We start from the raw sequence: 13,497 nt of genomic DNA, 5'->3' as shown, positions 1-13,497 counted from the left end.
AATAGGGGGGGAGTTACAATGGCTGAATTAGCAAATTGCTCTCGCTGCGAGGCGGTTTTTGTGAAAACTATTCGGGATGTTTGCCAAACATGTTATAAAGAGGAAGAGAGAGCATTTGAAACAGTTTATCGTTTTTTAAGTATACGAAAGAATAGAGAAGCAACCATGATGGAGATTGTCAAGGCAACAGAAGTAGAAGAAAGTTTTATTATTAAATTCATTAAAGAAAAGCGTTTGCGGACATCACAGTTTCCAAAACTTGCCTATCCATGTGAACGATGTAGTGTTGATATAATTCATGGAAGATTATGTGGCGATTGCTCGGATGATATTAAAACAGGTCTGGAGTACTATGATAAAATGGAAAAGCGAGCAAGCGTAAAGGAAGAAAGAGCAAATACTTACTATACATATGATAATCGCAAGAAATAATCGTATATTGCTTTACTAAACCTAAAAGCTGCCGATATAAAAAGTAGAAAATAAATATATGTGAAATAAAAATATAATGAATGGTAATGGAAAAAGAGTGAGGTGATTTTCATGAAAATTAATGGTCCAAATCAAACAAATTTCAATCCCTATAAAAACCAACTGCAAAAACAAATGGACTACTCCAAAGATATCAATAAAAAGGATCAGCTCGAAATTTCAAATCAGGCTAAAGAAATGCTGCAAAATGAGAAACCAAGCGAGAAACGCGCAGCATATGTTCAACACATTAAAGATGCAGTAGACGCTGGTGAATATCAAGTCAATCATGAGAAAACAGCACAAAAAATGGTTGATTTCTGGTCGAAGCAATAGTAAAGGAGGACATCAATTTGTCCGTTCAACCGATAATACAATCATTGGAAAAACTGATTGGTTTACACGAATCACTGCTTGAAATATCAAAGCAGAAAACAGCTGTTGTTAAAGAGGGATCTGTCGAAAGTCTGCAGCCGCTTCTTTTAAAAGAACGCAAACATGTCCAAGCATTGGAACAAGCTGAGGTTAAGCGTCAAAAAGCAGTTCAGTTATGGGTTGCCGAGTATAGTCCTGGCCTGGAACGAGCAACAATCACAGGTATACTTGAAGTTTTAAATGATGAACAGTCAAAAAAAGAATTAGAAAATATAACAATCACTTTAACGGAAACAATTACGGAATTAAAACAGCAGGAACAACTGAATCAGTCGTTAATTCAACAATCGATGCAATTTGTCGAACTATCGCTCAACATGATGAAACCATCTATTCGCAATATGAATTACGGTGGAAAAAAATCATCCGATTCAACAGAGCGCTCCGTTTTCGACTCAAAAGCATAAACCACAGCGGGTAACAATCGGAGGGAATAAGTCAATGAGCACTTTTCATGGGTTAGAAATGGCTAAGCAAGCTTTATCTGCACAGCAATCAGCACTCTATACAACTGGACATAATATCTCCAATGCAAATACGGAAGGGTATTCCAGACAACGTGTTAATTTTGAAACGACCTCACCATTTCCAGCTGCTTCAAGAAATCGGCCAGAGATTCCCGGCCAAATGGGGACAGGTGTTGAAGCTGGATCGGTGCAAAGGGTTCGGAATCAATTTCTGGATTACCAATATCGTGCAGAAAATAGCAAATCGAATTATTGGAGCACAAAAGCAGACGCTCTTAGTAAGATGGAAGGGTTGCTTAATGAACCATCTGAGAATGGTTTGAATAAAACAATGGACCAATTCTGGCAATCGCTTCAGGATTTATCGGTTAACCCGGAAAATTCTGGTGCACGTTCGGTTGTCGCACAAAGAGGTCTTGCAGTAGCCGAAACGTTTAACTATCTGTCTGACTCATTAGGGTCGATGCGAACTGATTTGAGGGAGCAAATTGATGTTAAGGTTAAAGATGCAAACGCCATTACCAATCAAATCAGTTCAATTAATAAACAGATTAAAAATATAGAGACACACGGTTCCTTGGCAAATGACCTTTATGATGAGCGTGATCGTTTAATTGATGAACTATCCGGAATTGTTAATATCGAAGTATCCTATTCAAAGAGCAGTGATAGCGCACCGGATATTGCGGATGGCTTAGCAACTATTAAACTTGCAGATGAAAGTGGAAAATCATTGGGTTCAACGTTGGTTAATGGTGATTTATCGCAAGGTGAGTTGGATTTTAATAAAATAAGCGTTACGCCAGAAGCCGATAATGCCAATGCTGTCGATGCCATAGATTCAATTAATGTTGACGGTGACAGTTACTCAGCTACAGAGTTCACTTCAAACGGTTCGCTTAAAGGGTTTATTGAGTCGTATGGCTATACAGATGGTGTTGATAATGCTGGTAATCCTGTGATTAAAGGTGAATATCCTGGTATGGTGAATGATTTGGATAAAATGGCAAAAGAATTTGCTGAGGCATTTAATGATGTTCACAATGATGGTGCTAATTTAAATGGCGAACAGGGTACCGATTCATTTTTCCAAAACGTTAATGACCAAACGACAACAGGTATAACAGCGGGAAATATCACAGTGAGTGAATCAATATTAAATAATCCAGATGAAATAGCTGCTAGTAACGGTGGCGGATCTGGAGATGGTGGAAATGCTTCTGACTTAGCCGATGTATTTGATTCGAAAAATGATGATTTAGATAATGCATCTGTCAGGAGTTTCTATGAATCTGTTATTGGCGATATGGGAGTAAATGCCCAAAAAGCCAATAGCATGGTGGAGAACTCAGGGATTCTAAGATCACAAGTAGAAGATCAGCGAATGTCGGTTAGTTCTGTTTCATTGGATGAAGAAATGAGTAACATGATTAAGTTTCAGCATGCATATAGTGCAGCTGCCCGCAGTATGACAGCAGTAGATGAAATGATTGATCGTGTTATCAATAATATGGGATTAGTAGGAAGGTAGGTAAATATTAATGCGAATTACACAAGGCATGCTTTCGAATAATATGCTTAATAACTTGTCGAATAGTTACTCCAAAATGAATACGTATATGAACCAGCTATCTACAGGTAAAAAAATCAACCGGCCCTCTGATGATCCTGTAATTGCAATGAAAGGAATGAGCTACCGGACAGAGCTGAAGGAAGTTGAACAATATCAGCGGAACACGAATGAAGTCCATAATTGGATGGATAATTCAGATGCTGCATTGGATAAAACCACCCAAGCACTCCAAAAGTTACGGGAATTAGCTGTTCAGGCAAGTAATGATACATATGATGATGGGCAACGAGAAAACATTATGGAAGAGGCAGAACAGTTAAAAGAGCATCTTATTGATATAGCTAATACGAATGTTAATGGAAAATATATTTTTAATGGTACATCAACAGATACAAAGCCTGTTTCAACAAACGAAAATGGAGATATTACAAAAATTGCGATTAATTCAGACCCAGTAATGATTGAAGTTGCAAATGGGACCAAATTACAAGCTAATGTTGATGCTGGAAGTGTATTTGCGGGTGATCCAAATACTAATAATGCTGCTGGAGATCCTAATGATTTGTTTGGAGAAATTGACTCTTTTATCAAGGCGCTTGCTGATGGTAAAGATCAAGGTGAAATTGAAAGTAATATAAAAACGCTTGATGTAAACATCGACAACGTCGTAAATGCACGTGCAGATCTTGGTGCACGGATGAATAGGTTGGAATTAGTGGAAAATCGGTTAAGCGAACAAGAAGTAATTGCTACAAAAACAATGTCTGAAAACGAAGATATTGACTATGAAAAGGTAATTACAAAATTAACATCACAGGAAAGTATACATCGTGCAGCCTTATCAGCAGGATCCAGAATAATTCAACCTACACTAATGGATTTTTTACGCTAATTAATTAGCAAGCCCTCGCCTTATCTGGTGCAGGGCTTTATTAAAACAAATAAAGCCAGGGAATGATAGATATGCAACTACCACAAATACGAATGGAATCACAAATGGCACGTATACAAATCCAGCAAACAGCTGGGAAACAGGAAATCCAGCAACCAAGGGCTCAAATTTCAATCCAGCAGCCGGAAGCAGAGGTTTCCATGAAAACAACACGTTCTAAGTTAAGTATTGATCAGACGCAAGCATGGGAAGACATGGGTTTAATGCATGTTTCTAAGCGAATAGAGAAATTTGCAAATGACGGTCTCCAAGGCTTGCTCGAGGGTATTGCCCGTCGCGTTCAGCAAGGTGCAGAGCTTATGAAGATCGAGAATAATGGCAATCCAATTGTTAGGCAGGCAACAACCAATGCACATGACCAAATTAAGCAATTAGGCATTAAATTTATTCCATCACATTCTGCTGTTAAAATTGATTATCAGCCTTCAGAAGTACAAATTGATACAAAAATTAATCAACCTGTAATTGATAATAATCCACAACAACCTATGATTAATTACCAGCCTGGTGAAGTATCAACGAGTATGCAGCAATATCAGGATCTGCAAATAGATTTTATTAACCTTTTTTCCGAGTCAATTTAAGAAAGGATGTATAAAAATAACATGAAAATAGAGACCAAATATTTAGGCGACATGGAAATCGTGAATAGTAAAATCATTCAACTTCCATCAGGTTTACCAGGATTTATTAATGAAACAAAGTTTGTATTGTTGAACTTGCCAGATAACACAGCCTTTCAAATCCTGCAATCGGTTGATACACCTAGTATTGCGTTCATTGTTACAAACCCATACCATTTTTATCAGAACTATGTGATTGACTTGGACGACGGCATTATTGATAATCTGCAAATTGAAAATGATAAAGATGTGACTGTGTTGGTTATTGTAACGGTAAAAGATCCATTTAATACAAGTACAATAAATTTAAAGGCACCAATAATTATCAATTCACAAATTAAACGTGGGAAGCAATATATATTAAGTATGGATGACTATCCATCGAAGGCTGCTATTGCTCCAACAACATCCTCCGCTGAGAAAGGGGAATAGCAATGCTTGTACTTACCAGAAAACATAATGAGTCTATCCAGATTGGTGATGATATAGAGATTAAAGTGCTGGCAGTTGAAGGAGATCAAATAAAGCTGGGAATTGATGCGCCTAAATCCGTGGATATTCACCGTAAAGAAGTTTACTTGGATATCCAGAACCAGAATAACGAAGCAGCTAACGTTTCACTGGATGTTCTTCAACTGTTGGAGAATAAAAACAAAGATAAATAATAGCATAACAAATTCTCTCTCAAAACCTTAACATTACATAATTTTAGTCCGATATAATAGAAAATAGGATAATAACGAGGAGTTGCTTGGGCAATGAAGTTAGAAAACGCACTAACAGGTACTCACCCCTTGCAAAATGAAGAATTCAACAGGCAAATGGCAGCAGCAAAGGATAAAGTGGCTGAAAAGAAAACTGCTTTACATGATAAAGAAGTTATTAATACTGATAAAGTCAGGACAGTTGTGGAAAAATTGAATGAATTTACCGAGACACTACGAACTGATTTAAAATTCGAATATCATGAAAAATTAAATGAATACTATGTAACGGTTGTCAATCCTCTTACGGATGAGGTCATTAAGGAAATTCCACCTAAGAACATGCTTGATATGTATGCAGCGATGGCAGAGTTCATGGGGATTCTGGTAGATGAAAAGATTTAAAGGAGTTGAGTGTTATGCGTATTGGCGGTTTAGCTTCAGGCATGGATATTGATTCACTCGTTGGCAAGTTAATGAAAGCAGAACGGATGCCACTGAATCGAATGCAACAGGAGAGCACTACCCTAACATGGAAACGGGATGCATTTCGTGATGTTAACAAGGCGCTGTTTGAATTAGAAAACATGACCTTGGGAATGGAATATGGCTCCACTTATAATGCTAAATCGGTAAGTTCGTCAAATGAAAGTGCAGTAACTGCAACAGCATCATCTGACGCGTCAAATGGTTCATATAATATAAATGTTGAAAGACTAGCAAGTTCAGCAATAAATATAAGTCAGTCCGAGTTAAATATTGATCCAAACAAGACATTTAAGGAACAGAATATATCAAATACAGGCACATTTGAGTTCTTCACTTATGCCGAAGATGGTACAAAAAACCCAGCACATGAATTTACGGTGGACCCTGGGGATACTTTGAATGATGTTTTAAAAGATATTACCAAGAAAGATAACAACGTCCGAGCGTTTTATGACTCGCAATCAAAGAAAGTGGTGCTCGAGACAACTCGAACGGGTGACTATAATCAAACAGATAATTACCTTGGAGCTGAAATTGGCTTTAACGGTCAGTCGAATTCATCATTTTTTACGGATACCTTGGATATTAAAAATGGTGAGTATGTAGATGCAGACGAAAATGGTGCTACAGATGGTGTAAAAGAGTGGAAAAAGCTTGAAAATGGTGGAATAAATGCTAAATTCACCTACAACGGCGAATTAACAATAGAATCTAAAAATAACTCCTACACCTTAAATGATGTAAACTTTGATTTTAAAGGGAAAGGAACTGCTAGATTAAATGTTACAAATGACGTTGAAGCATCCTTTGATAAAATTATCAAATTTATCGACAAATATAATCAGACAGTTGAGAAGTTAAATGATACACAACAGGAAGAAATATATCGCGATTATAAACCACTAACCACTAAACAAAAAAAGGAAATGTCTGAGAGTGAAATTAAGCTTTGGGAAGAAAAAGCGAAAAGTGGAATTCTTCAAAATGAGTCGGCTATTTCTGGAGGGTTGTTTGATTTAAGGCGTAGCTGGTATGAAAATGTTGATACGGGTGTATCCGTTGAAATCGGAAATGATAATCCTGGTGAGTTAACTTCAATTACTCAGATTGGTATTACAACAACAAGAGATTTTACGGATGGCGGAAAGTTAATAGTCGAGCCCAAGAAATTAAAAGAAGCTTTACGTGAAGATCCAGATGGTGTTTATAAGTTATTTTCGAACGATGCGAAAGGTGATACTCGTGGGGTTATTAACCGACTGGAGGATTCACTTGAACAAACGATGGAAAAGATCGGGTCGCGTGCAGGTAGAGGGGAAGAAACCCTTGAATCCTACACAATTGGCAAACGAATGGGAGATTTAAACGACCGAATTGCAGAATTTGAAGATCGCTTAGTACGTGTGGAAAATCGGTACTGGAGCCAGTTTTCCCAGATGGAACAGGCAATACAACGAATGAACCAGCAATCCGCACAATTAATGTCCCAATTTGGTGGAGGCGCTTAAACTTTTAGAGGAGTGTTACTACATGACAGTAAACAAGCATTACCAAGCATATCAGAATAATTCAGTGAACACTGCGTCTGGTGGAGAACTGACGTTAATGTTATATAATGGCTGTATCAAGTTTATTAAACGATCAATGAAAGATATACAAAATGAAAGTTTTGAAGCAAAAAATATAAATATCCAAAAGGCGCAGAATATCATCCAAGAATTAATGGTAACGTTGAATCCAGAAGTTGAAATTTCAAACCAAATTATGCCTTTATATGAGTATATTAAGTTTCAATTAAAAGAAGGCAATGTAAAGAATGATGTTGCTCTTTTGGAAGAAGCCTTGGGTTATGTTATTGAGTTTCGAGATACTTGGAAGCAGGTTTTAAAACAGTCGCGAAAAACACAATATGCACAGGGTGCTCAAGTATAATGAACCAACTTCAGGAAACATACGATGTAACGAAGCAGCTTGAAGAAGTGCTGAATGAGAAGATAGATGCTAAAGATCGTGATGCTGTAATTGCACAGGTGAATCGTTTGGTTGAACAGAGGGGTGATTTGCTAAGTGAAATAACCCCTCCGTATTCGGAAGCTGAGAAGCAACTTGGTAAAGAACTAGTCAAACTAAATGAACAGATCCAAGAGAAAATGAACAGCTTATTCGATGATTTGAAAGTAGAAATGAAGCAAGTGAAAAAACAGAAGAAGTCAAATCGTACATATGTGAATCCCTATGAAAATGTGAAAACAAATGATGGTATGTATATGGATAGTAAAAAATAGTTAAAAACTCCTGGTAAATCCAGGAGTTTTTAACTATTTTTTTAATGAAGAAGTGCTTGTGATTCAGTGTGCATAGGGCATTCCGAAGTCATTCGACAAAAAGCTACAGAATTTGACACAATTATTTGCTAGTTTAGGCAGGAAAAATACGGGGTAACGTAGTATAATAAATACATAAGGATGAAAGGAGGACACTTTAAATGAAGTATAACATTCGTGGTGAAAATATCGAGGTGACGGGTGCAATATGGGAATACGTAGAAAAGAAGATTAGTAAACTTGAAAGGTATTTTGATACACCGCCAACATCCGATGTACACGTAAACTTAAGTGTCTATAACGATGAACAGCAGATTGAAGTTACGATTCCAATGACTAACTTACTACTGCGTGCTGAGGAGCAGCATATTGATATGTATGCAGCAATTGATTTAGTAGTAGATAAGTTAGAAAGACAAATTCGTAAGTACAAGACTAAAGTTAATCGTAAGTTTAGACAGGAAGGTTCTCCGAAACACATTTTTGCTGAATTGGAAAAAGAGGCAATTGAAGAACAACAGGATTCAGATGAAATTGATATTGTTCGAACAAAGCGATTTAACTTAAAACCAATGGATTCTGAGGAAGCAGTATTACAAATGGACATGTTAGGTCATGCATTTTACGTGTTTACCAATGCACTATCTGGTGACACAAATGTAGTTTACCGCCGTAAAGACGGGAGATACGGTTTGATCGAGCCTAACAGCTAAAAATTAATAGATAATCACAGGGCGGTCCCATATGGGGATCGTCCTTCTTAGTTTTAACGAACAGTAATGATATGTTGTTTTCTGCAAAAAGCAGAAAACTGTATTTCTATGACAACAATTGCTTCCCAACAAAAAAAAGTGGCATGCAAAATTAATTTTTTGTGAATATATTTGGGGAATCCTTTGATATCAATGATTGACAAGATCTCTTTGATATTTTGTCGAAATTTGTCGTACAGTATACTAAAATTAAATTTTGGAACTTAATTATGTCCCTTTTTTCGGAAAAGATTGTTTATAATTGCTCAATTTCTTATTTTTATTGGAATTTCTTGTCGAATTGATCCCTAAAATTGAAAAATGGCAATTGGCATCTTTAAATTGTTTCGTGGTATAACTGAGTTACACAAAAATGGAAGGGGGACTTGATGTGGGTGAAGTAAAGTATGATGAACTGCTAAGAAGAGTGCAGCAGCATGAAGAAACCATTACGCAACTAGTGGAAATCATAGCTGTCACAAATCGACGCCTTTCGGAATTGGACAGGAAGCAAAATGAACAATCGCATACATATTCGCTCACATAACTTGTCCTCTAATCAACAAGAGAATTACAGTTTCCACTAATATGCCACATACTTACCTCATTTTAAAGAACAGTTCACCCCCGGACTGTTCTTTTCTCTATTATTTTTTAAAAGATTAAGCTCTTTTAAATCAGTTGTCATACTAATTTAGATGCGTTATTATTAATGGTGGATTATCATATTTGAAAGTAGTATATCTTAACTAATTTTTATTGGTACAGTTTAAGACTAACGATGGCCAACCTGTTACTAGAAGGCTAAGTTTTTCTTATAAATACGAGGAGCGTTTTAAATGGCTGGTATATTGACAAAAATTTTTGGTGATGGAAATAAAAAACATCTTACACGGTTAGAGAAAAATGTTTATCAGATAGAGGCATTGGAATTGGCAATGGAAGCTTTATCTGATGAAGATTTAAGGTATAAGACGGATGAGTTTAAACAACGTTATGCTGATGGTGAATCATTAGAGGATATGATGGTCGAGGCATATGCCGTTGTACGTGAAGGAGCAAAACGGGTGTTAGGTATGCGTCCGTTCCCGGTACAGCTCATGGGTGCGATTGCATTACATGAGGGTAATATAGCTGAGATGAAAACCGGGGAAGGTAAAACCTTAGCATCAACTATGCCTGCTTATTTAAATGCGATCGCTGGGAAGGGCGTTCACATTATTACGGTAAACGAATATCTTGCTGATCGTGATGCGAAGGATATGGGAGTGTTATATGGATTTCTTGGCTTAACGGTCGGATTGAACGGTAATGGATTGACCAAAGAGGAAAAAAGAGAAGCCTACTACAGTGATATAACTTATGGTACAAACAATGAATTTGGTTTTGATTATTTAAGGGATAACATGGTTCTTTATAAAGAGCAGATGGTACAGCGTCCGTTGAATTTTGCCATCATTGATGAAGTTGACTCTATTCTTATCGATGAAGCTAGAACCCCTTTAATAATCTCAGGCTCGGCACAGAAATCGGCACAGATGTATCAGCAAGCTAATTCATTTGTACGAACACTTAAACATGAAACAGATTATACCTATGATGAAAAAACAAAGGGCGTTCAGTTAACGGAAGAAGGAATAAATAAGGCTGAGAGCTATTATAATATTGAGAACTTATTTGATTTAGATCATGTATCATTGACACATCACATTAACCAAGCGCTAAAAGCACATGCATCAATGCATGCTGATACAGATTATGTAGTTCAGGAAGGCGAAGTAATTATAGTGGATCAGTTCACTGGACGTCTAATGAAAGGACGTCGTTATAGCGATGGGCTTCATCAGGCAATTGAGGCAAAAGAGGGATTGCAGATTCAGAACGAAAGCATGACACTCGCATCTATTACGTTCCAGAATTTCTTCCGTATGTATAATAAACTTTCCGGTATGACTGGTACAGCCAAGACAGAGGAAGAAGAATTCCGTAATATCTATAATATGGATGTTATTGCAATTCCAACCAATCAGCCAATTATAAGAGATGATAAGGCAGATATGATTTATAAATCGATGGAAGGCAAATTCCGTGCGGTTGTAGATGATATTAAAGAACGATATGAGAAAGGTCAGCCAGTATTAGTTGGAACCGTTGCAGTTGAGACTTCAGAACTAATTGCAAATATGCTGCAAAAATCTGGTGTTAAACACAATGTATTAAACGCAAAGAACCACTATCGAGAGGCTGAAATCATAGAGAATGCAGGTCAAAAAGGTGCTGTTACAATCGCAACAAACATGGCTGGTCGTGGTACCGACATTAAACTTGGTGACGGTGTTATAGATGTTGGTGGTCTTGCTGTGATTGGTACAGAAAGACATGAATCTCGACGCATTGATAATCAGTTGCGTGGACGTTCCGGACGTCAGGGTGATCCTGGTTTGACACAATTTTATTTATCAATGGAAGATGAATTGATGCGTCGTTTTGGTTCGGATAACCTTCGTTCCATGATGGAGCGACTTGGTATGGATGATGATCAGCCAATCGAAAGTAAAATGGTTTCACGAGCTGTAGAATCTGCCCAGAAACGTGTTGAGGGTAACAACTTTGATGCACGTAAAACCGTATTATCATATGATGATGTCTTACGTCAGCAACGTGAAATTATCTACAAACAGCGTTTTGATGTTATTGATGCTAACGAAAACCTGCGTGACATCATTGAAGCAATGATTATATCAACACTTGAACGCGTAGTCGGTGCAAATACTCAAGATGAGCTCGATGAAAATTGGGAACTTAATTCCATTGTAGAGTATGTCCACGGAAACTTATTGGACTATGACGATATATCTGTAGACGACATCCAGGGTAAAGAACCTGAAGAAATTACAGAATTCATCATGGAAAAAGTGAGAAAACGCTATGATGAAAAAGAAGAAGAGCTTACTACGGAGCAGATGCGTGAGTTTGAAAAAGTTATTTTACTCCGTACAGTTGATACAAAATGGATGGACCATATTGACCAAATGGACCAGCTTCGCCAAGGGATCCACCTGCGTGCATATGGACAAAATGATCCATTACAGGAGTACCAGGCAGAAGGCTTCCATATGTTTGAACAAATGGTTGTTGCAATAGAAGAAGAAGTTGCTAAATACGTGATGAAAGCACAAATACGTGATAATCTGCAACGTCAGGAAGTTGCCAAAAACACGCAAGCAGTTTCAGGCGGACAGGATGACAAGAAAAAAAGTCGTAAACCATATGTGAAGTCGGAAAATACTGGACGCAATGATCCGTGTCCATGTGGCAGCGGTAAAAAGTACAAAAATTGTCATGGAAAGTAGTAATGAAAACACTCCCTATGTATGGGAGTGTTTTCATTACACGATAATATTAACGAGGTGAATGATATGGAACTAGCGGAAATTGGAAATAAAATTGAATTAATGACAAAAAGAATTGAAGATTTCAGGGGGTCTCTTTGACTTAGATGATAAAAGAGAACGCATAGAAGAACTTGAACAAATGATGACAGTACCAGATTTTTGGGATGACCAGAATGCTGCACAAAAAGTGATAGCTGAGACGAATGGTCTGAAGAGCTATGTCGACAACTTTGACGAATTAGAAGAGAAACTGGATAATCTGAAAGTATCGTTTGAATTGGTGAAGGAAGAGAATGATAACGAGCTTTTTACTGAGCTTAAACAGGAAATAAACACATTACTCGAAGAAATAAATAACTTTGAACTGCAGATGCTATTAAGTGAACCATATGATGCAAATAATGCCATCTTGGAATTACATCCTGGTGCTGGTGGTACAGAGTCACAGGATTGGGCCAGTATGTTGCTGCGGATGTATCAGCGGTGGGCTGATAGCCGGGATTTCTCTGTGGAGACGCTTGATTACTTGCCTGGTGACGAAGCAGGTGTTAAGAGTGTTACGTTATTAATCAAAGGGCACAATGCTTATGGCTATCTAAAAGCAGAAAAAGGTGTGCATCGGCTTGTCAGAATTTCACCATTTGATTCTTCTGGCCGCAGACATACTTCTTTTTCATCTTGTGATGTAATTCCTGAAACGTCAGATGATGTGGATATCGAGGTTAAAAACGAGGATTTGAAGATTGATACGTATCGTGCAAGTGGTGCTGGCGGACAGCATGTTAACACAACAGATTCTGCTGTTCGGATAACTCACCAACCAACAAAAATCGTCGTCACATGTCAAGCAGAGCGTTCACAAATAAAAAACAGAGAACAAGCAATGAAAATGCTGAAATCCAAGTTATATCAAAAAGAAATAGAACGTCAGCAACAGGAAGTCGCTGCATTGCGTGGTGAACAGAAAGAAATAGGATGGGGCAGTCAGATTCGTTCCTATGTCTTTCACCCCTATACTATGGTAAAAGACCATCGAACAAACATGGAGGTCGGTAATGCGCAGGGTGTGATTGACGGTGGTCTCAATCCATTTATAGATGCTTATTTACGCGCTCATATCAATTAAGAAATAACCGAATGATATAAATTATTAAATTTCATGAAATTGACACAATTTGGCAAAATAACTATCCCCCATGGAGTTGGAATGTCTATCGTATAAAAATGGCATTATACAGTGGTTTTAAATCTTTGTAATTGGGTTATACTAAATCTGATGACCTTTATATTAAATTATGTTAGGGGGATTTAT

General features: G+C 37.4%; 16 protein-coding genes. All 16 read left to right on the top strand.

Annotated elements, in window-relative coordinates; translation table 11 throughout:
• Positions 1 to 18: 18 nt before the first annotated feature.
• The 16 genes from ACTWQM_RS00670 (at position 19) to prfB (ending at position 13,311) form a co-directional block, all read left to right on the top strand.
• Positions 19 to 432, top strand: coding sequence for a TIGR03826 family flagellar region protein (locus ACTWQM_RS00670; RefSeq protein ID WP_443256244.1), 414 nt, complete (start codon positions 19 to 21; stop codon positions 430 to 432).
• 111 nt (positions 433 to 543) lie between these two features.
• Positions 544 to 807, top strand: coding sequence for a flagellar biosynthesis anti-sigma factor FlgM (flgM, locus tag ACTWQM_RS00665; protein WP_443256243.1), 264 nt, complete (start codon positions 544 to 546; stop codon positions 805 to 807).
• A gap of 17 nt (positions 808 to 824) precedes the next feature.
• A complete protein-coding gene (locus ACTWQM_RS00660) occupies positions 825 to 1,313 on the top strand; it encodes a flagellar protein FlgN (protein WP_443256242.1) in 489 nt (162 codons plus the stop codon).
• Between the two features lie 34 nt (positions 1,314 to 1,347).
• Positions 1,348 to 2,904 carry a flagellar hook-associated protein FlgK gene (gene flgK / locus ACTWQM_RS00655; protein ID WP_443256241.1) on the top strand — a complete coding sequence of 519 codons (1,557 nt, stop codon included), beginning with the start codon at positions 1,348 to 1,350 and terminating at the stop codon, positions 2,902 to 2,904.
• 10 nt (positions 2,905 to 2,914) lie between these two features.
• On the top strand, positions 2,915 to 3,838 hold the full coding sequence (flgL, locus tag ACTWQM_RS00650; protein ID WP_443256240.1) for a flagellar hook-associated protein FlgL: 924 nt from the start codon (positions 2,915 to 2,917) through the stop codon (positions 3,836 to 3,838).
• 92 nt (positions 3,839 to 3,930) lie between these two features.
• Positions 3,931 to 4,482, top strand: a complete 552-nt coding sequence (locus tag ACTWQM_RS00645; protein WP_443256239.1) for a DUF6470 family protein — start codon at positions 3,931 to 3,933, stop codon at positions 4,480 to 4,482.
• A 21-nt stretch (positions 4,483 to 4,503) separates the two neighbouring features.
• Positions 4,504 to 4,953 (top strand): flagellar assembly protein FliW, encoded by a 450-nt coding sequence (fliW, locus tag ACTWQM_RS00640; protein ID WP_443256238.1) that lies wholly within the window; start codon positions 4,504 to 4,506, stop codon positions 4,951 to 4,953.
• A gap of 2 nt (positions 4,954 to 4,955) precedes the next feature.
• Positions 4,956 to 5,186 carry a carbon storage regulator CsrA gene (gene csrA, locus ACTWQM_RS00635; RefSeq protein WP_443256237.1) on the top strand — a complete coding sequence of 77 codons (231 nt, stop codon included), beginning with the start codon at positions 4,956 to 4,958 and terminating at the stop codon, positions 5,184 to 5,186.
• A gap of 93 nt (positions 5,187 to 5,279) precedes the next feature.
• Positions 5,280 to 5,630, top strand: coding sequence for a flagellar protein FlaG (flaG, locus tag ACTWQM_RS00630; RefSeq protein ID WP_443256236.1), 351 nt, complete (start codon positions 5,280 to 5,282; stop codon positions 5,628 to 5,630).
• Between the two features lie 14 nt (positions 5,631 to 5,644).
• The gene (locus tag ACTWQM_RS00625; RefSeq protein ID WP_443256235.1) at positions 5,645 to 7,222 is read left to right on the top strand and encodes a flagellar hook-associated protein 2; all 1,578 of its coding nucleotides are present in this window, start codon (positions 5,645 to 5,647) and stop codon (positions 7,220 to 7,222) included.
• Positions 7,223 to 7,244: 22 nt separating this feature from the next.
• Entirely contained in the window at positions 7,245 to 7,646 is a 402-nt protein-coding gene (fliS, locus tag ACTWQM_RS00620; protein ID WP_443256234.1) for a flagellar export chaperone FliS, read from the top strand.
• A complete protein-coding gene (locus ACTWQM_RS00615; protein WP_443256233.1) occupies positions 7,646 to 7,999 on the top strand; it encodes a flagellar protein FliT in 354 nt (117 codons plus the stop codon). Before fliS ends, ACTWQM_RS00615 begins: the two co-directional genes overlap by 1 nt.
• Before the next feature lie 200 nt (positions 8,000 to 8,199).
• Positions 8,200 to 8,751 carry a ribosome hibernation-promoting factor, HPF/YfiA family gene (gene hpf / locus ACTWQM_RS00610; protein WP_443256232.1) on the top strand — a complete coding sequence of 184 codons (552 nt, stop codon included), beginning with the start codon at positions 8,200 to 8,202 and terminating at the stop codon, positions 8,749 to 8,751.
• Positions 8,752 to 9,181: 430 nt separating this feature from the next.
• The gene (locus ACTWQM_RS00605) at positions 9,182 to 9,337 is read left to right on the top strand and encodes a hypothetical protein (RefSeq protein ID WP_443256231.1); all 156 of its coding nucleotides are present in this window, start codon (positions 9,182 to 9,184) and stop codon (positions 9,335 to 9,337) included.
• A gap of 292 nt (positions 9,338 to 9,629) precedes the next feature.
• The gene (secA, locus tag ACTWQM_RS00600; protein ID WP_443256230.1) at positions 9,630 to 12,143 is read left to right on the top strand and encodes a preprotein translocase subunit SecA; all 2,514 of its coding nucleotides are present in this window, start codon (positions 9,630 to 9,632) and stop codon (positions 12,141 to 12,143) included.
• 66 nt (positions 12,144 to 12,209) lie between these two features.
• A protein-coding gene (gene prfB, locus ACTWQM_RS00595; RefSeq protein WP_443257063.1) for a peptide chain release factor 2 occupies positions 12,210 to 13,311 on the top strand; the annotation gives its coding sequence in 2 pieces (ribosomal slippage) (positions 12,210 to 12,281 and positions 12,283 to 13,311; 1,101 coding nt in all).
• Positions 13,312 to 13,497: the final 186 nt, after the last annotated feature.

This window comes from Virgibacillus sp. L01, assembly GCF_052246775.1.
Lineage (GTDB): Bacteria > Bacillota > Bacilli > Bacillales > Amphibacillaceae > Lentibacillus.
This window is presented reverse-complemented; position numbering and strand designations above follow the sequence as displayed.

Bases quoted from the DNA above. Each gene is read 5' to 3' on its own strand.
- ACTWQM_RS00670 (WP_443256244.1), top strand. From the start codon at position 19: ATGGCTGAATTAGCAAATTGCTCTCGCTGCGAGGCGGTTTTTGTGAAA.
- flgM (WP_443256243.1), top strand. From the start codon at position 544: ATGAAAATTAATGGTCCAAATCAAACAAATTTCAATCCCTATAAAAAC.
- flgK (WP_443256241.1), top strand. From the start codon at position 1,348: ATGAGCACTTTTCATGGGTTAGAAATGGCTAAGCAAGCTTTATCTGCA.
- flgL (WP_443256240.1), top strand. From the start codon at position 2,915: ATGCGAATTACACAAGGCATGCTTTCGAATAATATGCTTAATAACTTG.
- ACTWQM_RS00645 (WP_443256239.1), top strand. From the start codon at position 3,931: ATGGAATCACAAATGGCACGTATACAAATCCAGCAAACAGCTGGGAAA.
- fliW (WP_443256238.1), top strand. From the start codon at position 4,504: ATGAAAATAGAGACCAAATATTTAGGCGACATGGAAATCGTGAATAGT.
- csrA (WP_443256237.1), top strand. From the start codon at position 4,956: ATGCTTGTACTTACCAGAAAACATAATGAGTCTATCCAGATTGGTGAT.
- flaG (WP_443256236.1), top strand. From the start codon at position 5,280: ATGAAGTTAGAAAACGCACTAACAGGTACTCACCCCTTGCAAAATGAA.
- ACTWQM_RS00625 (WP_443256235.1), top strand. From the start codon at position 5,645: ATGCGTATTGGCGGTTTAGCTTCAGGCATGGATATTGATTCACTCGTT.
- fliS (WP_443256234.1), top strand. From the start codon at position 7,245: ATGACAGTAAACAAGCATTACCAAGCATATCAGAATAATTCAGTGAAC.
- ACTWQM_RS00615 (WP_443256233.1), top strand. From the start codon at position 7,646: ATGAACCAACTTCAGGAAACATACGATGTAACGAAGCAGCTTGAAGAA.
- hpf (WP_443256232.1), top strand. From the start codon at position 8,200: ATGAAGTATAACATTCGTGGTGAAAATATCGAGGTGACGGGTGCAATA.
- secA (WP_443256230.1), top strand. From the start codon at position 9,630: ATGGCTGGTATATTGACAAAAATTTTTGGTGATGGAAATAAAAAACAT.